Source organism: Enterococcus sp. AZ079 (assembly GCF_050547255.1).
In the GTDB taxonomy this organism is placed as follows: Bacteria; Bacillota; Bacilli; order Lactobacillales; family Enterococcaceae; genus Enterococcus_D; species Enterococcus_D casseliflavus.
The window spans coordinates 2,567,192-2,591,023 of sequence record NZ_CP172955.1 but is presented as its reverse complement, the minus strand read 5'-3'; the positions used below and the strand labels follow the sequence as shown (position 1 = coordinate 2,591,023).

Genomic DNA, 23,832 nt, shown 5'->3' with positions numbered 1-23,832 from the left:
TCTTTTAGGGCCTTGTCATTTTAATATTTAAATGGCGCATAGTTTGCTTCATAACTAGCGTTCAAAAAAACTAAAAATGTATCATAAAAAGAAGGCACGCTTATAAACATGCCTTCTTTTATTTGTTGTGTTATTTAACTTTCATCAATCGTAATCCGTTTAATGTTACTAAAAGCGTTGCTCCCATATCTGCTACAATAGCAATCCATAGTGTTAGCCAACCTGGTATGACTAGTAGTAGAGCTAATAGTTTTATACCTAATGAGAAGGTGATATTTTGCTTAATTACTTTTAGAGTTTGGCGGCTAAGTCTAACAATGAATGGTAATTTTTGTAAATCGTCGCCCATTAGAGCAACATCAGCAGTTTCGAGAGCCGTATCTGTTCCTGCACCGCCCATTGCAATACCAACCGTCGATGCAGCTAATGCTGGTGCATCATTAATGCCGTCGCCCACCATTGCTACTTTATTATAAGTTGTCCGCAACGCTTTAATCGAATCTAATTTTTCTTGAGGCATTAGATCTCCTTTTATTTCAGTCACACCTAATTGCTTACCAATAGATTCAGCGGTTTTAGTATTATCACCAGTAAGCATAATAGTGTGTTCAATTGACAACTTGTGGAGTTCAGAAATAACGGCAGCACTTGAATCTCTTACTTCATCCGCGACAGCAATTACTCCTAAAATTTGTTCGTCAGTACCGAAATACATGGCGGTTTTCCCTTGTTCTTGAAATTGTCTGTATTGTACTTTTACCGCTGTTTCTTCGATTACTGATGCAGAAAACAGTTTAGGGCTTCCAATATAGTAACGTATGTTTTGATGTATACCTGTAAGTCCTTTACCTGTGATAGATTGGAAATCCTCGATTTGTATTGACTTGTAATCCACATTAGTTTTATCCGCTTCGTTTAAAATAGCAGAAGCTAATGGGTGTTGAGAAAGAGATTCCAACGATGAAATAATCGATAGATAATTTATATCAGTTTCAGAACTGGTTGCAATGAAATCCGTTACGACAGGCTTTCCTTTTGTTAAGGTTCCAGTCTTATCGAAAGCAATTGCTCTCAAATGACCAATTTCTTCCAGATAGACTCCGCCTTTTACTAAAACACCATTTTTTGCTGCATTACCAATAGCCGAAACAATTGAAACAGGTGTTGAGATCACTAATGAACAAGGACATCCGACAACTAAAATGGATAACCCTTGGTAAAGCCATTTATTCCAGTCACCACCAAAGAATAGCGGAGGAACAACCACTATCAAAAGGGCCATAATAATTATGAATGGCGTATAGTATTTTGCAAATTTATCTACAAAGGCTTGTGCAGGAGCTCGTTCTCCTTGCGCTTCTTCAACTAAGTGAATGATTTTGGCAATCGTTGTATCCGTTACTTTTTTTGTTACTTTGACTTCAAGAACACCTTCTTCATTTAGTGTTCCTGCAAACACTTCATCATCTAACTGTTTTTCAACAGGAACCGATTCTCCTGTTATTGCTGCTTGATTTACTGAAGAATGACCGTTGATAACAAGCCCATCCATGGCTATTTTTTGTCCGGGTTTAATGATCATAATATCGTCGATATCGATTTTATCGACACTGACTAATTGCTCTACATTGTTTCTCCTGATAAGAGCTTCTTTGGGAGCTATATCCATAAGAGAACGAATCGACTGTCTTGCTTTATCCATTGAAAATCGTTCCAAAGCTTCGCTAATAGCAAATAGTATTACTACAATAGAACCTTCGGCCCATTCTCCAATAAATGCGGCCCCAATAATTGCAATAGTCATTAAAGATTCCATGGAGAAGTCCAATTTGATCAAATCAGAGAACCCTTCTTTAAATAAATCAAATCCACCAATTATTATTGCCAATATATAAAGAGCTTTCGTTAATAAATGATCTTCGCCCAATGATAGTTGGGAAATCACAGCAACAAGTATAAAACCAAGAGAGATGATTAAAGCGATATTCCGTTTAATAAAAGACTCTTTTGATCTAACTTGTTCATCATTTTCTTGATCATTACGAATGATAAGATTTTCGAAGGCTCCCGCTTCTTCGAGTTCTTCAATTGTTGTTTGGCCTTCTACTGAAATCTTACTTGCACCAAAGTTTACTGTTGCACTCGTAACTCCTGGCAACTGTTTTACATTTTTTTCAAATTTACCTGCACAATTTGTACAGCTTAATCCTTCTATTCGATAGGTTTTTTCGGTCATTTTCTCACTCATGCTAGCACCTCTTCTTTAAAATTTACGCCAAGCTCCATAAGATTTAAGATTTTGATATTTTTAATAAAATAGTAGACTAACTTACCATCCTTGTGACTATCAACTACTCCCAATTTTTTTAAGGAGTTCAGATGGTGTGAAGTTGTTGCGACCGAAGCATCAATGATATTAGCAATATCACAAACACATAGCTCATCTTCATGGACTAAAGCATGTACAATTTTAAGTCGATTTTCATCTGACAATATTTTAAAGAAACCACTTACTGACGGAGTATCAAAGTTTGCTAGTTTAGATTTAGCACGATTAACTTTGTCTTCATGAATACAAGTTATTTCACAAATTTCATTATTCATACGATCATTCCTTTACATTCAAATGTTTGTTTGAATGTATTGTATCAGAACATCCATCTATATTCAAGTGAATGTTTGAATGTTCATAAAATGACTAATTTCTGGACACTCTTTTTAGATACAACGATTGATGTATATTGCTCTATTTTTATGTTCATAAACTCGTAACTAAATCATTGTTCAATTAATATTTAAATTTATGAGTATTAGGACAAATCTTGGATGTGGTCAGAAACTTAAAAGTTTTTGATCCTTTGTTTATTTCCTTAATTCATAGATCATTCATTGGCTCACTTAATTATGTTCAATAAGATATTGATTTCGATCATTATAGTGTTCTTATCTGTATGCTTTTGGTGATCAGACTGATAGATATATCAAAGGTTTTAAATGAAAAATAAACAATAAAAGAGCTGCCGACAGAAATCAAGTAATCGCATTGATTTTCAAACTAATGAATAGATTAGTGGTATAATAACGTTGTTTATAAATATATTTTCATGGAAAAATTATATGACCTTAGACGCAGCAATATTCCTTATTCTAAATTAATTTAAATATTTGGAGGATAGAATGACTGAATTGAGTATTTTTATGCTTAAGAATAAAAAAAGTAGTAGCATAAACAGTTTTATAGACGAGAAATACCTCAGATATTCTTCTGAGGATCTATTCGAAAATGCAGAAGATATCAATGAGTTTAATTTAGCTATATTTCCTTTAGATGATCAGTTGAGAAGAAATCATAATGTAACCGGGAAAATATTTATACTGCAAGAGAAACAAGCAGAAGTAAGGTGGTTAGAGAGCGTCAATTTATTTTCTGAAAGGCAGATAGATTTTACTACGCCTAATATACTTAATAAACCATTAATTATTATTAAAAGTACCAGCAGTAGTATCTATGCTATTTCATATTCTTATGGATATACTCTATTAAATAGAGAACATGTAGTACCTGATTTTGGATTAAATATCGCTAGAAAAGAACTAAAGTTACATACTATAAAGCGTGTAAAGAACACGAACTTCTCAGACACACTATATGTGAGTAATTTTTCTAGCAATAATAAGATTAATTTAAATGAAATTTCCACTTCACAATCCACTCCCAATATAGTTGATGAAATCTTTGGGGAAATGACAATTAGTTTTACAGATGGAAATAATAATATAAAAGCATTAAATATATTTGCGAGTAGTAAAGATTCAATTAAGATTAATGGTAATTTTTCTATAGAAGACGATCTCGTTCCAATTTTAAAACAATTAGGTAATACATACAGACAAAGGAGATCAAAAAGAACGTTTTTGGATAAAGAGATCCTAGCAGTATCACCTAGAAAGAAAGAGTATCTTAATAAGAATCTTGATGATTATCTATCCAAGTTGATGGTCACTTTCAAAAATAATAGCAATGAATTTAAAGTAAATGATCTAGATAAATTATTTATAGATATACCCTTAAATAAAGTGAAGTTTAAAATTGAAGATTTAGAATTTAGAGTTCACAGTATTTTTAGGCCAGATGAGTATTTCAATTTTTTCGCTAATACTCAGGAAGAAATATTTTCTAAAATATTTTCATTTTTTTTAAAATACAACGTTCAAGAATTTGCTGATAAACTAAAATCTATAAAAGTATCTATAAAGAATCGGAAATCCGATTCATCGAAAGACACATCTATTGGAAATCTATTTTCCTGTCTATATCTGGAGTTAGATCATGATTCTGATAAATATATTTTGTATCAAGGAGATTGGCTTAGTGTAAATAAGAACGTTTGGCGTGAAACTAGAGATTTTGTTAATAGTCTATCTTCCGAGGCTCATGGTATAGACTTTAATGAGTTTAATAATGAGGATGCTAATGAAGGTGATTACAACATCAAGATTTCCAAACTAGATTCAAATAAGGGGTTGATATGCCTTGATAAAGAAAATTTCGGAAACCAAAATCTGGATGGTGGATTTGGCTTATACGAAATAAATGGGAGGAGTCAAATCGAACCATGTGATATTCTCAAAGTAAATGAAGATAGCGCATTTTTTTGTCATGTAAAAAGAGGAACAGCGACTTCAGGACTCTCACACTTGTTATCACAGGCGAGAGCCTCGTGCATCTTATTGAAAAAATCGGAAGACTTTGTAAATCATATTAATTCAGCAATAAAAACTGAATCGTCTGAGTCAGGAGCAATTTTTCTAAATGAAACAAACCTTAAACGTTCCAAAATAATTCTAGGAATTATTATTCCAGAAAAAAAAGTTCATTTTAAAAACTCAAAAGTATTTCCTGTCCTTTTTTCTCTAAACTTGGTAGCGTTAGTGAATGCATTATCCTTAGAAGGATTTGAGGTATCTTTGGTTAAAATACCTGATAAAAAGGGGAAAAAAAAGAAAACTTAGAATTTAGATATTTAAAAACCAATGAGACACAAGCTGGTTGTGTCTCATTGGTTGAACAGGCGCTATCCATTGTGGCTCTAAGAGAAATGCACATTTCTTTTTGAGCCTTTTTCTTTCACTCGTTTTAAATAAGACATATTAGATGTTATAATGGGATTAAGTCTTATTAGAAGGAAGAGAGAAAATGAAGACAGTTGAACCTATTCGAGACAAAAAAAAGATCGATGCCATGAAAGCAATTTTGGCTTCAGGAAAATATGGCCAACGAAATTTGGTTCTTTTTTCAATCGGGATCAATACGGCGTATCGAATTTCTGATTTGCGTCAATTAAAACTGGCCGATGTGTTAGAAATTACTCGTGGCCGAGTAGTGGTAAAAGATCGACTATCAATGAAGGAACAAAAAACGGCGAAACACAATTCGGTGTACATTTCCAATAAATTGCGAAAAACGATTTTAGAATATGTGCAGCAAGAATTTCCGGAGCAGCTCCTTCAGCAGGAATTTGATCACTACTTGTTTCCAAGTCGCAAAGGAACAAACGAACCGCTCAATCGCCAAAGTCTTTGGCGAATCATTCATGATGCTGGAACTGCAATCGGGTTAAAAGATATTGGGCCGCATTCGATGCGAAAAACGTTTGGCTACTTTCTCTACAAGCAAGGAACCAAAACAGAAATCATTCAATCGCTGCTTAACCATTCCTCCCAGCGTGAAACGTTACGTTACATAGGGATCACGCAAGAAGATAAAGATACCGCAGTGAAAAGTTTAGATCTATAATTCGAGTTAACAATGGAAAGTGGAGGAATGTAATGGAATTTTTGAAAAAAAATAAAAAATTTGTAGCGTGGGCTTTGTTGGTTACACTTGTCCTAATCCCTTTATTTATTCAAGTACTTATTAATTGGGACACCATGAATAATGGATCAGATGATGGATGGTTAGGTTTTTGGGGTGGATATCTTGGATCTATTATTGGAGTCGTAGGAGCCTTAATCGTGATTCAAATCCAGTTGTCCAATGATAAGGAGCGTTTTGACAAGGAGACAAAAGCTAAAAATAAAGAGTTAGCAGAAGATAAGAAGCGCTTTGAATTACAAATTTTAGCTAGAGATAAAGAGCTAGAAGAAGAGAGAAAGGCTAGAAAATCAGAGCAAGTAGATAATACCTTCTTTAACTTGTTATTGCTTTTTAATGATCAAAAGAACACACTCTTGAAAGATAATAACCATTTTGAAGAATTAAGAGAAAGTATTTTTGATAATAGTGTTTTGGAATTAAGAAGAATGGGAATCGATAAATTATATGAGTCTAGTGATGAGTTAATTTCAATTTTGGAGAACATGATCAAAGAATTCGATATTGATTTTAATTCCAGAAAAACACAATATTCTCAGAATGTTCTAGATTGTTTAAGTGCTATCAGGAAAGATTACATAAACCAGACAGCATATCTTCATAAATTTCATGTAGGTGAGGAAGACTATGAAAGTATCCAACCAGAAATCGATATGGTACAAGTAGTTTTTATGATTGAGGATGATTTAATTCAAAATATTAAAAATAAAAGGTTTGCAGAAAGACCACAAACGCTTAATTACAATTTAAATAAGCTAATTAATGAATTACAAGCTGTTTCTAGAGTCGATTTCCTTGATTCAAAATCAAAAAAGAATTTGGAAAAATTTATAGGAAAACTATTGCCTTACACGGATACTAGCAATTTGAATTTATTAGAATTACCATATAAAAAAGTTGCTATTGAAAACTCTATCAATGGATATTACGCTTCGATTGACTCCTTCTTTTCTATGATTTTAAGAATTTTAAGCTATATCCATGCTAATGTAGATGAAGAAGAAAATGTAGGATTAAAAAGAGATTACATCAGTTTCTTACGAGCAAATATCAGTGAGATACAGTTAGTTATTCTGTATTATTTTGCCTATTATGCCGATAGAGGTGCTACTTTGAATAATGAACTATTAGAGACGTCATTTTTTGGTGAACAGGATGAATTGAGCAGTTTTGATAAGGCGTATTTTTTCCAAAAAGAGTCGCTTATATGGGGGGAAGAAGATTTAAAAAACATGCAGAAATTTTGCGTAAAAATTCTATAGTAATTGTGGAATAGAGCATATTAAGAACAAAAAATACGCACCAATTCGTTGAACTGTTATCAATTTTTGAGGAAAGGAAAAGTGGAGATAGAATGGATGATAAAGATGATTTTATGAAAAGTGAACTAACGTTTATAGATTTAATTGATACTTCAGAAGCTGAAAAAAAATTCTTAGAATTACTTGAACAGAAAAAAACATATTTTTTAAATGGTCCATGGGGTTCCGGAAAAACAACCTTTCTAGAAAATGTAGAAAAAATTGAAAGAAAAAAGAGAAATTGGAGATCACAAAAAAAGTTTATCTTTCTTGACCTATGGAACTTAAAAGATGATAGATCTACTATTCACATAGCAGCTTCTAGAATTAACCGAAAAATTTATCTTCTTTTTAGAATGGCTATTATTTCCTCAGTTGTAATCTCAATTTTAATGACACCCGCGTTTGATTTGGGACTTGGGCAGAAATTTTTAATACAAACGTTCAGACTACCAATTACTATAATTGCATTGTTTGTTTCAGTCTGGCAATTGCTTAAATTTAATAGTGATAGATTCTATACTGCATTATACGATTCGTGTATCGGAAGTTATTTATGTAGAAATAAAGTATTAATTATTGATGATTTTGATCGCATTTCTCCTGACACTCAAAAAAGTGCATATAAGCTTTTCAATGTATTAAATAATAAACTTCCTATTGTTTTTGTAGGTGATTTTGAGAATATAATTAATAATGAAAATGACTATCTAAGAAAGATTATTGATCAAAGGGTTGAACTTCCTTATGTTTTACATCCTCAAAAAATTTGGGGAGACTATTTTGAAAGATTGGGTACTATCTTTGATTTAGAAATTAAAGAAAGCTTAGCAACAATATTTATAGAAGATAATAGAAATTTACGTGACTTAGATCAATTTAGTTTTTACCTAAAACAAGAATTAATAAAATACAAGAAGCTAGGACATACACAAATTGAACAACAATTGGCAATTATTTATTTGTACTTATTTTATCCAGATAAGTACAAAGATACCCTTAAATCAAAAAAATTTTTAGGATCTGTGGAGTATCAAAAATATAAGAATGATGAAAAAATCCTACACGTAGTTACCAAAAAAAAACTGAAGACTTACTTTCAGATATACTTGAATATAATCAAAATTATCCCCAATGCTTCATTGATAATCCTGAGGGCTATTTTATTTATGAAAGTATCTCTAGCTTATCCATTGTAGACTGTGAAGAGATATTAAAAGATTCGGAACTTCTGAGAAAGAATATAAAAGGAGTAGAATCTTTTAATGACGATTTTTTCCATTTCATTAGAAGTAGGTTTGAAAATTTTGATTCTACTATGAGAGATAACTTATTACATCTGTCATGAGTTGACTGCAGAATCAGAAGATCTTGAAGTAACTGTCACTTATTCGCCAAACATGATCGAATCTACGGAGACCAAAGAGGTCAAGCAAACGATCCATTATGTTTATGAGGACGGTAAACAAGCCGCGTCAGACAAGACGGACACTGTGACTTTTACACGGACAGTGACAACGAATGAAGCAACAGGTGACAAAACTTTTGGTGAATGGCAAGCCAAAGATGATGATACAACGTTTGATGAAGTGAAAAGTCCTGAAATCAAAAACTATCACGCAGACAAAACAAGCATTGAGGAAGTCACAGGTTTGACAGCAGAGGACAAAGATCGCGAAGTGACTGTCACTTATTCGCCAAACATGATTGAATCTACGGAAACCAAAGAAGTCAAACAAACGATCCATTATATGTATGAAGACGGCAAAGAAGCCGCGTCAGACAATGTAGACACGGTCACGTTCACACGCACAGTGACAACGAATGAAGCAACAGGGGAAAATACCTATGGAGAATGGCAAGCCAAAGATGATGATACAACGTTTGATGAAGTGAAAAGTCCTGAAATCAAGAACTATCACGCAGACAAAACAAGCATTGAGGAAGTCACAGGTTTGACAGCAGAGGACAAAGATCGCGAAGTGACTATCACTTATTCGCCAAACATGATTGAATCTACGGAAACCAAAGAAGTCAAACAAACGATCCATTATATGAAGGCAGTGCTGTTTTTAAAAATAGCTACAATCCCGCAAAAGGAAGTGCGGTTCTAGAAGCAAGTAAAGAACTAACTGGCAAAGCACTAAGTGCAGATGAATATCGATTCCAGCTGTTGGACGAACAAGGGGAAGTGCTCCAAACCAAGACCAATGATGCCAACGGAAAAATTTACTTCGATGCAATCGACTATGACCAAGCTGGCACATACAAGTATACGATCCGAGAAGTCGTAGGGACAGATAGCACGATCACCTATGACCAAACAGAATACCATGTAACCGTAAATGTGGAAGACCAATCGGGGCAATTAGTGGCAAGTCCAAGCTATGAAGGCAGTGCTGTTTTTAAAAATAGCTACAATCCCGCAAAAGGAAGTGCGGTTCTAGAAGCAAGTAAAGAATTGACTGGCAAAGCACTAAGTGCGGATGAATTTCAATTCCAGCTGTTGGACGAACAAGGGGAAGTGCTCCAAACCAAGAGCAATGATGCCAACGGAAAAATTTACTTCGATGCGATCGACTATGACCAAGCTGGCACATACAAGTATACGATCCGAGAAGTCGCAGGGACAGATAGCACGATCACCTATGACCAAACAGAATACCATGTAACCGTAAATGTGGAAGACCAATCGGGGCAATTAGTGGCAAGTCCAAGCTATGAAGGCAGTGCTGTTTTTAAAAATAGCTACAATCCCGCAAAAGGGAGTGCGGTTCTAGAAGCAAGTAAAGAATTGACTGGCAAAGCACTAAGTGCAGATGAATTTCAATTCCAGCTGTTGGACGAACAAGGGGAAGTGATTCAAACCAAGAGCAATGATGCCAACGGAAAAATTTACTTCGATGCAATCGACTATGACCAAGCAGGCACATACAAGTATACGATCCGAGAAGTCGCAGGGACAGATAGCACGATCACTTATGACCAAACAGAATACCATGTAACCGTAAATGTGGAAGACCAATCTGGACAATTAGTGGCAAGTCCAGCGTACCAAGAATCGATTATTTTCAAGAATACTTATGTATCACCAAAACTTGGGAAAGTAACTCTGAAAAAAGTAGACAGCGAAACAGGAAAACTACTGGCAAATGCAGAGTTTGAGCTGCAAGATTCGAAAGGAAATATTGTACAAAAAAACATAGTTACGAGCAAAGATGGAAAGGTTGAGATAAGTAATTTAGAAGTAGGAGAGTATCAGTTGATTGAAACCAAAGCACCGAGTGGTTATCAAATTGATAAAACACCGATCAAATTTTCAATAAATGATCGCTCCACTAATATATCGAAGCCAAAAGTGTTAGAAAAAGAAAATAAAAGGATAAAAAAATCAGACAGTGCTGCTCTGCCTAAGACAGGAGAAACTGCAGATCAACGATATGTTCTCGTTGGATTGTTTTGTATTATTGGTTTCATCTTGTTAATGATATTTAAAATTTTAAAGGTCAAGAAACAATCTTAATCTTGCATACTATGAATGAGAAAAAGAGCTATCAAATAAGATTAGTCATATCAACAAAAGGAGCTGGATTCCCCAGCTCCTTTTATAATTGCTTTATACAGCTCAAAAAGTGGTGATAGTCACTATTTTGCAGGATTGCTTGTTGAATATCTTCACGATCCATCAACTCTAATAAAAGACTATAGATTTCTTCGGTATCTTCATATTCGTCTTTTTGAATCGCAAAGAGAAAGACGAATTTAACCAAATCACCATTTCCCCAATCAACGCCGTCAGGAATGATCGCCACTGAAACGGCTGAGCGTTTTGCCATCAAGGTCATGGGATGGGGGATAGCAAGCCACTCGTTAATATTGGTCTGATTGATTGCTTCTCGTTTTTTCACACTGTCATAAAAATCTTGGGGCACAAAATCTTTTTGGTACAGTTGCTGCGCCATTTTCTTTAGTAAGGTTTCTTTATCTGCATGATTTTCATGAAGAAAAAATGCTTTTTGAAACAATGAATAGATACCATCTTTTGATTCACTGAGCGTTTCAATGAACGGTTCGATTTTGCCAATTTCTTTATCTAGCTTGGCCATGTTGATGTAAATAGAAGGAACCGAGAACTGTTCTAATGGAACGGTTGTGATCACAAAATCAATGGCAGAAAGATCACATTGTTGTAGCTCGACGTAAGAAAAGCGATCAACGACTTCGATCGTTTCTTGATAGTGCTTGATAATTTTTGCTTCAATAATACGACTCATGGCTCGACCGGTTCCGCAAACAAGGATGACGCGATGTTTATGATGATTTCTGATGGAACTCCTTTCCATAGCACCTGCGATGTGCAAAGCGATATAGCCGATCTCATCAGGAGAAAAATAAAAACCGTGTTTCAGGCTTACCGTTTCTAAATGAGTCAAACATAAATCATAAGCCTGTGGAAAAGATTTTCTGATCGTTGCCAGCAATGGATTGCTACGGCGTGCATCCATTAGATTCATGTTGATAAAGCCCTCAATATGAGATGTCAAATCGTCTATTAGCATCTTGTCTGTCTCTAACGCATAGTTTGACGTCTGTTTGATCGCAGTTAATAATTCTTCCACAATGGCTTTCGCAGTTTTCGTGGAAGAATCGCTTGCATCGCCTGTTTCAACTAAACGTGGTGCATTCATCGCAAGATAGTAAATGAAGTATTGTTTTTCTCCAGCAGTCAATTGTATATCAAATGCATGATCGATTTCTTCTAAGAAGTGACCAACAACTTTCTGGGCGTCTTCTTTGAGCGCGGGCACGTGCAAGGGAAATTCGTTGATCTGATGGCCAGCTATAAAGCGACTGATTGCTAAAGCAAAATGAGAAAGAATGTTTTTATGATAGTAGTCAGAGTCTAACAAGTCTAAGGGCGCCAGATGATTTAATGACAATTCTTGCAAGCGGGTCAGATCAATCGTATCAAACAACTCAAGTTCCATTTCCGTAAAACCCACCAAATACTCTTGGAGATCTTTTTCAATCAAAAGATCACTGATTGCTTGTCGCTTGGCGAATTCGTTACCCAAGACTTCAAAGCCAATATTTGGACGATTTACTATTTTTAATTGATAGGTCGCTAAATTGTCTCGAGCCGTTTTTAAGTATGAGTAAAAGGTGTTTTTACTAATAAATAATCGATCAAGAAAATCATCTAAGGATAAAGGGTTTTCATTCTTAAATAAAAGGAAAAGTAGATAGGCTTGTCGTTCTTCACTCGTAGTTAGAAGGGACTCGGTAGTCGACATACTTTCAGTCCACCAGTCATGAAATCGTTCTTTTGAACCAATAGACAACAAATAGCCTTGCCCTCGAATCAACTTGATGGAGGCACCCACATTTGTTAACAAATCATTCAAATTTGCAATGTCGGTCCGAACCGTTCGCTCAGAAATCGAGAAGCTTTTTGTTAACTCCTTCATTGGTAGCGGCGCCGTTTGTCTAGTTAATACTTCCATTAGATCATCTAATCGTTGATAAGCAAGTTTTGACACTTGTTTCACCTCCGTGCTCTTTCTCATCATACAATAGAAAGAATAAGAATGAAATGCTTCACCAGTACCGAAAATTTCCAGAAGAGTTGGCAATCATTTTGGAAAACGCTTTACTAATGATTGCCACTTGAATTGGAAATTTGTTGTGTTTACATCGTGAATTAGAAACCGTAAATTAAACGTGTACAGAAAATAAACCACACGAATTACGCTAATGGTTTCATAATAAAGGAAAGGAGCAGATGAGATGGATTTTCAGAAAAAAAATATTCTCTTGAATGTGGCTGTTACATCAAAAGAAGAACTGTTTCACGTAATTGCGCATCATGCCTATGAATCAGGGATCGTTACCAATGCAGCAGATACATGTGCGGCATTCATTGAACGGGAAGCACAATATTCAACCGGCTTACAAGAAGGCTTTGCTATTCCACATGCAAAAGCTGAACCCGTTTTGGAACCGACCGTTTTGTTTATTCGTTTAGAGCAAGCCATCGAATGGGAAACCTTCGATGATTCAGCAGTCAAAAATGTGTTTGCTTTGATGGTTCCTAAAAAAGATGAAGGAACGGTGCATCTGCAAATGTTGAGTCGCCTAGCAACCGCATTGCTTGAAGAGACATTCATCCAGCAGATTCAACAATCAGAAGACAAAGCTTATTTAGCAGAATTGATCAAAAAGGAAATGATGGGAGAGAAAATTGTATGAAAATAGTAGGAATTTCCGCCTGTCCAGCTGGATTGGCACATACACCGATGGCGGCAAAAGCTTTAGAAAAAGCTGGTGTGAAACTTGGCTATGAGGTCAAGATCGAACAGCAAGGCTCATTAGGGCAAGTCAATGAGATCACTGCAGCCGAAGCAAAAGAAGCGGATTTCTTGCTTTTAGCGACTGACCAAAAAGTTGTTGGGATGGAACGGTTTGAAGGAAAACCGCAAATTCGAGTAAATATCAATACGTGTATCAAGGCACCGGAAGCGGTGCTGAAGAAATGTGTAGCTGCTGTTGAACAAAGAAACGCAAACTAAAGGAAAGAGGCAAGGATGATGAAAAGAGTTCTAGCAGATTTAAAAGGCCACTTGATGAGTGGAATTAGTTTTGTACTGCCATTGATTATTGGTGCTTCACTGGTTGTTGCCATTCCGAAAATGATTGCTCTTGGTATGGGGATCACAAGCTTAGATCCTTATGCTGACACGGAAGGCTTTAAACATGCGCTTTATTTGATTGAACAAGTAGGGTGGGCAGGAATCGGCTTGATCAATACTGTCTTGGCTGGTTTTATCGCGTATTCTGTTGGAGATAAGGCTGCGCTAGGTGCCGGCTTTATCGGTGGTGCAGTCGCTTCTAGCACCAATGCTGGGTTTTTAGGGGCAGTTATTGCTGGGTTCTTAGCAGGATACTTAGTGAAGTGGGCGAAAGAACATATCAAATTACCGGAGTCGTTTGCTGGGGTGATGCCGTTGGTAATTTTACCTTTGATTGCTACATTGTCCGTAGCAATCGTCATGGGCGCCTTACTCTCTGAGCCCTTGGCGTGGATCAATACTAGTTTGGTTGAATGGATCCGAACCATGATTGAAAATGACGTTAACAAAATTTTACTGGCATTCATCATGGGGGCAATGATTGGCTCTGACTTAGGGGGACCTGTAAACAAAGCTGCTTGGATGGCAGGAAATGTGTTACTAGCGGAAGGAGTCTATTTACCAGCCATCATCGTGAACGTTGCGATTTGTGCGGTACCATTTGGATATGCCTTAGCAACTTTGTTCCACAAAAATCGATTCAACAAAGAGCTACTGGATGCTGGGCGTAATAACTTTATTATGGGGTTCATCGGAATCACAGAAGGAGCAATTCCTTTTACATTAGTCAATCCATTACGGCTTGTGCCGATCAACATGTTGGGAGGTGCAATTGCTTCTGGTTTGGGGATCGCATTAGGAATGTATGACAAAATGCCACCAGTTGGGGGAATCTACGGCTTCTTCACTGTTGGAAACGGTTGGGCGTATTTGATTGGACTATTTGCAGGAGCAGCCTTCATCGGTTTTGTCGCGCCTTTATTCGTGAATTTCAATAAGCAAGAAGAACAAACAGAAGATATTGCCCTCGATGATATTGAAGTGAGCTTTGAAAACTAAGTAACAAGGCTGATTAGCTAAATAGTAGCAAAAGAAAAGGCACGAGCAGGTGATTTTTCAAGAACGCTTTAAGGTATCTGACAAGGACAAGACTTGGGGAAGAAAACAAGAGTATTTGAAGAGAAACGATTTTCAAAATTCGAAGCATTTATGTAAGGATCAAATGATGCGTACCAGATGGTAAAAAAATTGAGAAAAATTAATAGGCACGAACGACACCCATCGTTACGTGCCTTTTTTAATCACGGGAGAGGAATGATTGAATGAAAAAAACAGTACATGTCGTACCCCACAGTCATTGGGATCGCGAATGGTATTTTACGACGAGTCGCTCGAAAATCTATTTGATGCACGATCTAAAAAACGTCATTGAACAACTAGAAAAGGATGATCCTTATGAAAGTTTCATTTTAGATGGACAGGCTTCTCTGTTAGATGATTACTTGAAATGGCGCCCACAGGACAAAGAAAGGATTCAACAACTTGTTCAACAAGGAAAATTGATCATTGGCCCATGGTACACACAAACCGATCAATTAGTGATCTCGGGAGAAAGCATTGTTCGTAATATGTTATATGGCATGAAAATTTGTGAAGCATTCGGAACCTACATGAATGTCGGCTATGTGCCAGATTCTTTCGGACAAGCAGCTAGTATGCCACAAATCTATCGTGAGTTTGGTATCACAGACACAATGTTTTGGCGCGGTGTCAGTGATGACGATGTTAAACACACAGAGTACAAATGGCGTGGAGAAGATGGTTCTGTGGTCAATGTTTACCAGATCCCAAGTGGGTACTACATTGGCGGTGCCATTCCTGAACGAGAAGCAGAATTAGCAGAGTTCTTACATCAAGAACCGTTTAAAACGACTTGGGGGCGCAGTGCAACGGATCAAGTGTATTTTCCAAATGGTTTCGACCAAGCACCAGTTAGAGAAAATCTTCCAGAATTGGTTGATCGAATGAATCAACTGTATCAGGATGAGTATGAGTTACAATTTTCAACGATCGAAAAATACATTGCTGCGGTCAAAGTACGCCATCCTGAGTTGGAAGAAATCGCTGGTGAACTGATCAACGGCAAATTGATGCGAATTCACAAAACGATTTTTTCTTCACGTCCTGATTTGAAGGCGATGAACACACAGATCCAACATTACTTAGTCAATGTCATGGAGCCTATCTTAACCATGGCTATGCAATTAGGATTTGAGTACCCCGTAGAAACAGTCATAGAGATTTGGAAGTTAATGTTTGAAAATGCGGCGCATGATTCGATCGGTTCTTGTGTTTCTGATACGACCAACGAAGATATCTATATGCGCTATAAGCAAGCGCGAGATATTTCTATGAATCTTGTCGAATTGATGTTACGACAGATTTCTACTGCAATCAACAACCCACAAGCAAAAGAAATTACTTTTACGCTTTTCAATACCTATGACACAAAACGTAATGGGGTGATCGAAGCAGAGGTTTATTTGCCGCAAAAAGATTTTGCGATCCTTGACCAGTCAGGTCAGGCGTTACCTTATACGATTTTAGAGCTTACCGACCAAACGGAGTATGTGTTGAATCAGGGGAACATATTAGATCCAGTCAAGGAGATCTATTTGCCGGAGAAAGTCTATAAAGCAAAGATTGCCATAGAAACGACTGATGTGCCGAGTATGGGGTATACCCAGCTGACAATTGATTTAAAAGGTGATACAAGCGCACCATTGCAGGAGATTACAACCAATACGATCGAAAATGAGTACTATCAGATCACTGTCAATAGCAATGGCTCGTTAGATATTCTAGATAAAACCAATCAGGTGCTTTATCAAAATCAAGGGATCATTGAAGAAAATGGCGACGATGGTGATTCATTCAATTATTCACCACCTGTGAAAGATTTTGTGATTTCATCAATTGATGCGCAACCAACGATCTCGATTCAGCAATCAGCAATCTACCAAAAGATTGATGTGGTATTCACGCTGAGGGTTCCGAAGGATTTAGCTGAACGTGCAGAAAAGAAGGTCTCGGCTTCACTACCGATCCAATTGACGATCGTGTTGAAAAAACAATCGCAACAAATTGATTTCAACTTAACGGTTGAAAACCAACAAGTGGATAGTCATCGGGTATGTGTGCTATTTGATACCGGAATTGCCTCGAAATTTTCGCTGGCTGACCAACAGTTTGGCACGTTGCAGCGCCCTGTTGTGTTTGAAAAAGAAATGGCTCTTTGGGAAGCTAATAAAGAGCAATGGAATGAGCAGCCGATCGCCATAGAAACTTGTCAATCGTTTGTCGGTTTATTCGATGCATCCCATGGCGTAGCAGTCATGCCCAAGGGTGTACGTGAATATGAGATCGTGGGGAAAGCGTTTGATACGATTCGCTTAACGATTTTCCGAACCTATGGCTTCATGGGGAAAGAGAATCTACTGTATCGACCAGGGCGTGCTTCAGGAGAATCAGTGATTGCGACACCAGCTGCGCAGTGCCACAAAACGATGCATTTTGATTTCTCTGTTGCTTACTTTGCTAAAGGATTTGATCAAGCAAATGTTGCACAGAGTGCCAAACAAGCAGTAACACCGATCACTCTTTATCAATCCGCAGAATTCCTGAATTCCCGCTTGATATTTACTTTAGGACCGGTTGAACCAACCTTACCGGCAAACTTTAGTCTTTTTGAGATCAATGGCAATTTGACCCTGAGTGTATTGAAAAAAGCCGAAGATCGTCTAGGTTATATTTTGCGTCTATACAATGGGCTTTTAGATGAAGGTGGACACGCAACGATCACATTCAACCATCCAGTGAAGTTAGTAGAAACAGTCGATTTAAAAGAAGCTACAAAAGAAGCACTGGTTGTGGAAAAGAATGTAGTCACTCTTGAAAAGATAGGCCACGCAAAATTTGTGACATTGTATGTAGAGTAATTGCTACTGAGAAAAAGTCACGCGAAGCGGCGAGTCCGCTTGTGCCATAGAAAAGTGAAAAAGGTTCGTAAGTCTTATCAAAGTATTTACGAGCCTTTTTTAATACTAATGCGAAACAGACGAGAATCTTTGTAGGTTGAATGCCAATAGCGAATGTATACCTAAGCCATCCTTTCCAAGGTATGCAAAAATCTCTCCTCTGTACGAGTTGCACGAAAGGAGGAAAGTCAGAAGGCAGCTTGTCGGTTTTCTTTTAATTCTTATTTCAATCTCAGTTTATGTAGTTTTTGGTATTTCACATCAGCGGCGCAGAACGGGCTTTCTTGACAAATAAGCATTCTAAAAATATAGTTGAGTCAAAAGCTGCAAGACAGGAGAATATCATGAAAATTAGAGCCGCAGCATTGTCTGATCATAAAGAACTAACTCATTTGTCGAAAGTACTAGGCTATCCAATCGAAGAAGAAGTATTGATCGAAGGCCTAAAGAGAATTTTAGCTGAGGAGGATCATCTCTTGCTTGTTGCCGAAATAAAGGGTAAAGCAGTTGGGATGATTGAAGCACAGCCGTATTCAACAGTTTATTCTGCTGGGCAATTTTTTAATGTCCTAGGTTTGGTAGTGGATGATCAAGTGCAAAAGCAAGGCGTTGGCGGGAAACTACTGTCGGCAATTGAAGAAGAAGCCCGACAGCGAGGAATGCAAGGCATTCGATTAAATTCGAATGTTAAACGCCATGCTGCTCACAGGTTTTATGAAAATCATGGCTACCACAGCAGTCATGAACAGAAACGGTTTATCAAGGAATTATAAAAATACAAAGACGCTGGAGGAGTGACAAACGACACTCCAGCGTCTTTTTTTGTATTCACTTTAATTGGTTCAAAAGACTAATATTTATGGAATCAATGCTAACAACAGCCGTTTAATCTCCTCATAAACCTCTCCGGTTTCCGGCGTCACACGTTGACGATTCTGAATGATAAAAAGATCACGATAGCGGTACTCTGGATCAAGTTCCTGCCAAGGCAACTCTTCTGGTAATGAAAGTTTCGAAATGATCGATTTGCCGATGTTTTGTTTTAGTAGGGACAAAATCACTTCGCTATTATTGGCTTTGATGATTTGCGGATTTAGGTGCTGTGCGTAAAGATAGGTTTCGTTAATGTAATACATCCCCGAGTCGTTTTCTCGCAAGACCCAAAAATCAGAAGCGAGGTTGCCTGCTAACACCAATTCATCGCGATAAACGAATTCTTTTTGGATCAATGGCGAAACGATTGATTTTTCGATCAGGCCGATATGGGCTTTGTTTGATTCGACGGCATCGATCACTTCTTGCGAATTCATGATTTTGATTTCAAAGGCAAATGTTGGAAATTCTGCAATCAGCTGTGCCATGATGCTAGGCAGTAAGTAAACGGCGGTGGTATTCGAACAAGCGAGCACACACGCTGTTTTAAAATTTTTGGTGTCTTTGGCTTGCGAAAAAATAGTGGACAATGAGCGGAGGGACTCGACCACACGAGGATACAAAAACTCCGCTTGGCTAGTGGGTAAAATCAATTGTTTTCCTTTACGTTCAAAAAGTTTGAAGCCAAGTTCCGCCTCTAATCGTTGGATTTGCAAGGAGATCGTTGGCTGAGTTTTATAGAGCTGTTTTGCGGCAAGACTAAAGTTTCTCGTTTCATAAACAACAATGAAGGTTTTGAGCAATTCAATCATTTTGCGGACTCCTTTATTATTAATAATATTTATAATTAGTATTTAAAAGTACAATTTTACAAATAGTTATCAGGTGATTATAGTATAAGTGTAGAGAAAAAAGAAAGCAAATTTAATTGAAATTTTCATACGTTAAGAAAGGATGAGTTGATGAAAACATCGATCCAGCATTTTTTACATTCATTGCCAATCCCGATTTGCGGCTTGATTTTAGGCACTGTGTCTTTGGGGAATTTATTGTATTCAGAAGGAATGGAGACGGTTGGAAATGCGTTTTGCACCCTTGGTATTTTCATCATGGGGCTCTTCCTTCTGAAAGTATGCTTTACATTTAAGCACACGATGTCAGAGTTGCAAAACCCAATCGTTGCTTCGGTGGCGCCGACCTTTACGATGGCGCTGATGGTGATCTCCACTGTTTTTGAACGGGTCATTCCCAATGCAGTGGTGAATGATCTGCTCTGGTGGGGGGCTATCGGCTTACATTTTGCTCTAATGATCTATTTTGTTGTCGTGCATATTTTGCCTGTCGACCTTTCGCTGGAATACATTTATCCAAGCTGGTTTATTACCTTCGTCGGGATTGGCGTAATTCCCAATACTTCTGCTGTCTTTTTTAAAGAGCTAGGGGAAGTGATCGTCTGGATCGCATTGGTATTGTATTTTACGCTTTTGCCGATTATTTTAAAGCGAGTCGTCCATCAAAAGCTGACGGAACGTGCGGCAGTTCCTTTGATCACGATTTTAACAGCACCAGGTTCTCTTTGCTTAGCAGGTTACCTTTCCGTATTTGAACAAGGCTCTGCTTGGTTTGTCGCCTTTATGCTGTTATTGTCACAAACGATTTATTTCTGTGTTGTCGCTTATATGAAAAACATGCTGGCAGTCGGGTTTTACCCAAGCTATGCGGCATTTACGTTTCCTCTTGTGATCTCGGCGACTGCAATGTTCAAATCAGCACTGTTTTTTGCGAATCACCCACTGATATTTGGGTTTCTACAAGCCTTAACGATTATTGAAACCAGCTTTGCCGTGATTGTCGTCTGCTATGTGTTAGGAAAATATGCTGTTCATTTGTATCAGCAAACCAAAGCGCTGATTGCCGGTCATAGTTATTAAGGAAACACAAAAAATCATCCATTTTTTGAGAAAATGCGTACTCTACGCAAAACAATAGCACAAGTATTTGAAAAGAAAGGGAAGGGATCGCACATGAAAAGTACAAGCAGAAAAGTTGTCGTTGTCGGAACAGGTTTCGTTGGAACGAGCATTGCGTATTCCATGATCAATCAAGGACTAATCAATGAATTGGTCTTGATCGATGTCAATCGAGACAAAGCAGAAGGAGAAGCCCTCGATTTGTTAGACGGTATGTCATGGGGGCAAGAAAACATCAAAGTTTGGGCGGGAGAGTACTCGGAATGTAAAGATGCTGATATCGTCGTTATTACTGCAGGGATCAACCAAAAGCCAGGACAAACACGGCTTGAATTGATCGATGTGAACGCCGAAATTATGGCAAGCGTCACAAAACAAGTGATGGCTTCAGGCTTTGATGGCGTGCTTGTCATCGCTTCAAACCCAGTCGATGTCTTAACTTATCAAGCATGGCGTGTGTCAGGGCTGCCAGCCAATCGTGTTGTTGGTACGGGAACGACCCTCGATACCACAAGACTTCGAAAAGAAGTGGCGGCAAAATTAGCCATCGATCCACGGAATATTCATGGGTATATCATTGGGGAACACGGTGATTCGGAAGTCGCTGTCTGGTCCCATACAACGATCGGTGGTCAACCGATCGTAGAATTGATCAAGCAAAAGGATCGTTTGACCGTTGCCGATCTAGCGGTTCTTTCTGAACGAGTAAAAAATGCCGCCTATGAAATCATCGATCGAAAACAAGCAACATTTTACGGGATAGGGATGAGTGTCGCAAGAATCGTTCGAGCGATCTTAAATGATGAGCAAGCGATTCTGCCGGTGTCTTCCTACCTTGATGGGGAATATGGCATCAACGATTTATTCACAGGTGTTCCTGCAGTCGTGGACCAAAACGGCGTCCGCGAAATTATTGAATTGACGCTTACCCCTGAGGAAAAACGGCAGTTTGATACTTCGTGTCATCAGTTACGAGCAGTAATTTCCACAATTGGACAAAGCAAAGTCAGCTGATCTCAAGAATACTAGTAATGAAATCCTCGTGTTCGTTTTTGCCAAAGCATGGTTCGACTATTTACGGTCGGCCATGCTTTTTTTACATCTAGCCAAGAATGTTAAAAGGAAATGGCGTATTTTACGCGAAACGCCCACTATTCAACTCTCTTTTTTCTCACTCCTTTAGAAAAAACATCCTCAGTGAATGACAGAAAAAGAATGATCGATCAACCTTGCAAACATTTCGAGTTGTAAAAAGTGACAAAGTGTCACCTTGTGTGGTATTCTTCAAAAAGTGACACTTTGTCAACATTTGGAAAACAGGAGGAAAGAGCAATGTTTCTGGCTATAAAAGAAATGCGTTATTCAAAATTAAGATATGGGCTGATCGTAGGAATCATGTTTTTGATTGCCTATGTTGTTTTTATATTGTCTGGCTTAGCTACCGGACTTAACTGGGATTTTAAAAAGGCCATCGTCGACTGGGATTCATCCGCGATCGTTTTATCAGAAGATGCGAATGACACATTTGCGGCTTCGCAATTGACGAGAGGGGATCTAGACCGTGTAGCAGGAACCCAAAAAGCCCCGATTGGTTTATATAGCAGTGTCATCACGGTCAACGATGAACAAGTCAATGTGACTGTTTTTGGTACACAAGACGATGCGTTCTTGTTACCAGAAGTTTTAGAGGGCAAGCTGTTTTCAAAAGAAAATGAGATCACGATTTCAGAAAACTTAGCAGAAGAAGGTATCAAGGTCGGGGATCAAGTGAAAATCGGACGTTCAGATGAAACCTTCAAAGTCGTTGGGATCACCCCAGAAACGTCTTATACGGTGTCACCAGTGATTTATACTTCCCTCGATACTTGGACGAAAATGAAGTTTGCTAATCAACCATTTCCATCTGATAAGGAGCAGCCCATCAATATCATTGTGACCAAATCAAGTGATCCGAGAGTCGATAACCAAGAAGGAACCCAGCTCAAAGTCTTGGCAACGGAAGACTTTATTGAAAAGCTTCCCGGATTTTCTGCCCAAAACTTGACCTTAAATGCCATGATCTACTTCTTATTTGTTGTTGCAACGGCAATCGTGGGGATTTTCATGTATGTGATCACCCTACAAAAAACGGCGATTTTTGGTGTGATGAAAGCCCAAGGGATTCGGACCAGCTTTATTGCTAAATCAATTATTGCGCAAGCATTTATGGTCGGTGTGATCGGGGTAGCCCTAGCCTTTGCGGCGGCATACGGCACCAGTTTGTTTTTACCAGATGCCATGCCATTTTTCTTTGAATTAAAGCAATGGCTGCTTTATAGCGGCATCTTGATTCTCGTGGCAGTTCTAGGCGGCTTATTCTCCATTCGGACGGTCACAAAAGTCGATCCAATTACGGCAATAGGAGGGTAACAAAGATGAAAGACATTTTAGTAATGAAGGATATTATAAAAAAATTTGGCAAGCTGCATACCGAAGTAACGGCATTAAAAGGACTGAATTTTCACGTTCAAGAAGGGGAGTTTGTCAGTATCATCGGCCCTTCTGGTTCAGGAAAAAGTACCTTTTTGACCATCGCTGGCGGCTTACAAAGTCCAACATCGGGAGAGATCATCATCAACCAGGTGAACTTTTCCCAATTAAATGAAAAGCAACGAGGAAAGTTGCGTTTTAAAGAGATTGGGTTTATCTTGCAAAGCTCGAATTTGATCCCTTTTCTAACGGTAAAGGAACAATTTTATTTGGTCGACAAAGTTTCAAGAAAAGCCAAGGAAAAGGAACGGATTGATGAATTGCTTGCTTCATTAGATATTCTCGATCTTCAAGACAAGTTTCCCCGCGATTTATCTGGTGGGGAACGTCAACGAGTAGCAATCGGCAGGGCGTTGTTTAATGACCCAAGCTTGATTTTGGCGGATGAACCAACTGCCAGTTTAGACACCGATCATGCGTATGAAGTCGTGAAGTTATTGGTGAAAGAAGCGCATGAGAAAAAGAAAGCGACAGTCATGGTCACTCACGACGAGCGAATGATCCAATGGAGTGATCGCATTTTCCGAATGGAAGATGGCAATCTGATCGAACAAAACGCCCCGTCAAGAGAAACTGCACAAGTCTGAGTGGAAAAGTAGAGGGATTTGTTTATAATAG

The 23,832-nt window shown here is 37.9% G+C and carries 19 protein-coding genes; 15 read left to right on the top strand and 4 right to left on the bottom strand.

Annotated features, from left to right (window positions below):
- Positions 1–130: 130 nt before the first annotated feature.
- Positions 131–2,248, bottom strand: a complete 2,118-nt coding sequence (locus tag IGJ15_RS12250) for a heavy metal translocating P-type ATPase (RefSeq protein ID WP_430599126.1) — start codon at positions 2,246–2,248, stop codon at positions 131–133.
- Positions 2,245–2,604, bottom strand: coding sequence for an ArsR/SmtB family transcription factor (locus IGJ15_RS12245; protein WP_003726380.1), 360 nt, complete (start codon positions 2,602–2,604; stop codon positions 2,245–2,247). Before IGJ15_RS12245 ends, IGJ15_RS12250 begins: the two co-directional genes overlap by 4 nt.
- A 573-nt stretch (positions 2,605–3,177) precedes the next feature.
- Here IGJ15_RS12245 and IGJ15_RS12240 point away from each other — a divergent pair.
- From IGJ15_RS12240 to IGJ15_RS12215, 6 genes are all read left to right on the top strand, one after another.
- Entirely contained in the window at positions 3,178–5,013 is a 1,836-nt protein-coding gene (locus IGJ15_RS12240) for a DUF6119 family protein (RefSeq protein ID WP_430599124.1), read from the top strand.
- A 184-nt stretch (positions 5,014–5,197) separates the two neighbouring features.
- Entirely contained in the window at positions 5,198–5,797 is a 600-nt protein-coding gene (locus tag IGJ15_RS12235) for a tyrosine-type recombinase/integrase (protein ID WP_005225257.1), read from the top strand.
- Positions 5,798–5,829: 32 nt separating this feature from the next.
- A complete protein-coding gene (locus tag IGJ15_RS12230) occupies positions 5,830–7,137 on the top strand; it encodes a putative phage abortive infection protein (protein WP_430599122.1) in 1,308 nt (435 codons plus the stop codon).
- A 92-nt stretch (positions 7,138–7,229) separates the two neighbouring features.
- The gene (locus IGJ15_RS12225) at positions 7,230–8,375 is read left to right on the top strand and encodes a P-loop NTPase fold protein (protein ID WP_430599121.1); all 1,146 of its coding nucleotides are present in this window, start codon (positions 7,230–7,232) and stop codon (positions 8,373–8,375) included.
- Between the two features lie 150 nt (positions 8,376–8,525).
- Positions 8,526–9,290: a mucin-binding protein gene (locus tag IGJ15_RS12220; protein WP_225001482.1), complete on the top strand. Its 765-nt coding sequence runs from the start codon at positions 8,526–8,528 to the stop codon at positions 9,288–9,290.
- Complete coding sequence (locus IGJ15_RS12215; protein WP_226818337.1) at positions 9,191–10,699, top strand: Spy0128 family protein; 1,509 nt, start codon at positions 9,191–9,193, stop codon at positions 10,697–10,699. Before IGJ15_RS12220 ends, IGJ15_RS12215 begins: the two co-directional genes overlap by 100 nt.
- Positions 10,700–10,781: 82 nt before the next feature.
- On the opposite strand, the gene IGJ15_RS12210 is transcribed toward IGJ15_RS12215, so the two are convergent.
- Positions 10,782–12,716, bottom strand: coding sequence for a BglG family transcription antiterminator (locus tag IGJ15_RS12210; RefSeq protein WP_413132682.1), 1,935 nt, complete (start codon positions 12,714–12,716; stop codon positions 10,782–10,784).
- Between the two features lie 247 nt (positions 12,717–12,963).
- Here IGJ15_RS12210 and IGJ15_RS12205 point away from each other — a divergent pair, with 247 nt between their 5' ends.
- The 5 genes from IGJ15_RS12205 to IGJ15_RS12185 all read left to right on the top strand — a co-directional run bounded on the left by IGJ15_RS12205 (position 12,964) and on the right by IGJ15_RS12185 (position 18,615).
- Positions 12,964–13,425, top strand: a complete 462-nt coding sequence (locus IGJ15_RS12205) for a PTS sugar transporter subunit IIA (protein ID WP_005225261.1) — start codon at positions 12,964–12,966, stop codon at positions 13,423–13,425.
- Entirely contained in the window at positions 13,422–13,745 is a 324-nt protein-coding gene (locus tag IGJ15_RS12200; protein WP_005225262.1) for a PTS fructose transporter subunit IIB, read from the top strand. Before IGJ15_RS12205 ends, IGJ15_RS12200 begins: the two co-directional genes overlap by 4 nt.
- A gap of 18 nt (positions 13,746–13,763) precedes the next feature.
- Complete coding sequence (locus IGJ15_RS12195; RefSeq protein ID WP_060792679.1) at positions 13,764–14,864, top strand: PTS fructose transporter subunit IIC; 1,101 nt, start codon at positions 13,764–13,766, stop codon at positions 14,862–14,864.
- Positions 14,865–15,127: 263 nt separating this feature from the next.
- Positions 15,128–17,803 carry a mannosylglycerate hydrolase gene (gene mngB / locus IGJ15_RS12190; protein ID WP_005225264.1) on the top strand — a complete coding sequence of 892 codons (2,676 nt, stop codon included), beginning with the start codon at positions 15,128–15,130 and terminating at the stop codon, positions 17,801–17,803.
- 383 nt (positions 17,804–18,186) lie between these two features.
- Positions 18,187–18,615: a GNAT family N-acetyltransferase gene (locus IGJ15_RS12185; protein WP_005225265.1), complete on the top strand. Its 429-nt coding sequence runs from the start codon at positions 18,187–18,189 to the stop codon at positions 18,613–18,615.
- Between the two features lie 84 nt (positions 18,616–18,699).
- Here the strand turns inward: IGJ15_RS12185 and IGJ15_RS12180 are convergent, their stop codons facing one another.
- On the bottom strand, positions 18,700–19,527 hold the full coding sequence (locus tag IGJ15_RS12180) for a LysR family transcriptional regulator (RefSeq protein WP_081117234.1): 828 nt from the start codon (positions 19,525–19,527) through the stop codon (positions 18,700–18,702).
- Positions 19,528–19,677: 150 nt separating this feature from the next.
- Between IGJ15_RS12180 and IGJ15_RS12175 the strand changes: the two genes are divergently transcribed.
- From IGJ15_RS12175 to IGJ15_RS12160, 4 genes are all read left to right on the top strand, one after another.
- Complete coding sequence (locus tag IGJ15_RS12175; RefSeq protein ID WP_081117235.1) at positions 19,678–20,646, top strand: TDT family transporter; 969 nt, start codon at positions 19,678–19,680, stop codon at positions 20,644–20,646.
- Positions 20,647–20,739: 93 nt separating this feature from the next.
- Positions 20,740–21,699, top strand: a complete 960-nt coding sequence (locus IGJ15_RS12170) for an L-lactate dehydrogenase (RefSeq protein WP_010747562.1) — start codon at positions 20,740–20,742, stop codon at positions 21,697–21,699.
- 318 nt (positions 21,700–22,017) lie between these two features.
- Positions 22,018–23,094, top strand: a complete 1,077-nt coding sequence (locus tag IGJ15_RS12165; RefSeq protein WP_010747563.1) for an ABC transporter permease — start codon at positions 22,018–22,020, stop codon at positions 23,092–23,094.
- Positions 23,095–23,099: 5 nt separating this feature from the next.
- Complete coding sequence (locus IGJ15_RS12160; protein WP_010747564.1) at positions 23,100–23,801, top strand: ABC transporter ATP-binding protein; 702 nt, start codon at positions 23,100–23,102, stop codon at positions 23,799–23,801.
- Positions 23,802–23,832: the final 31 nt, after the last annotated feature.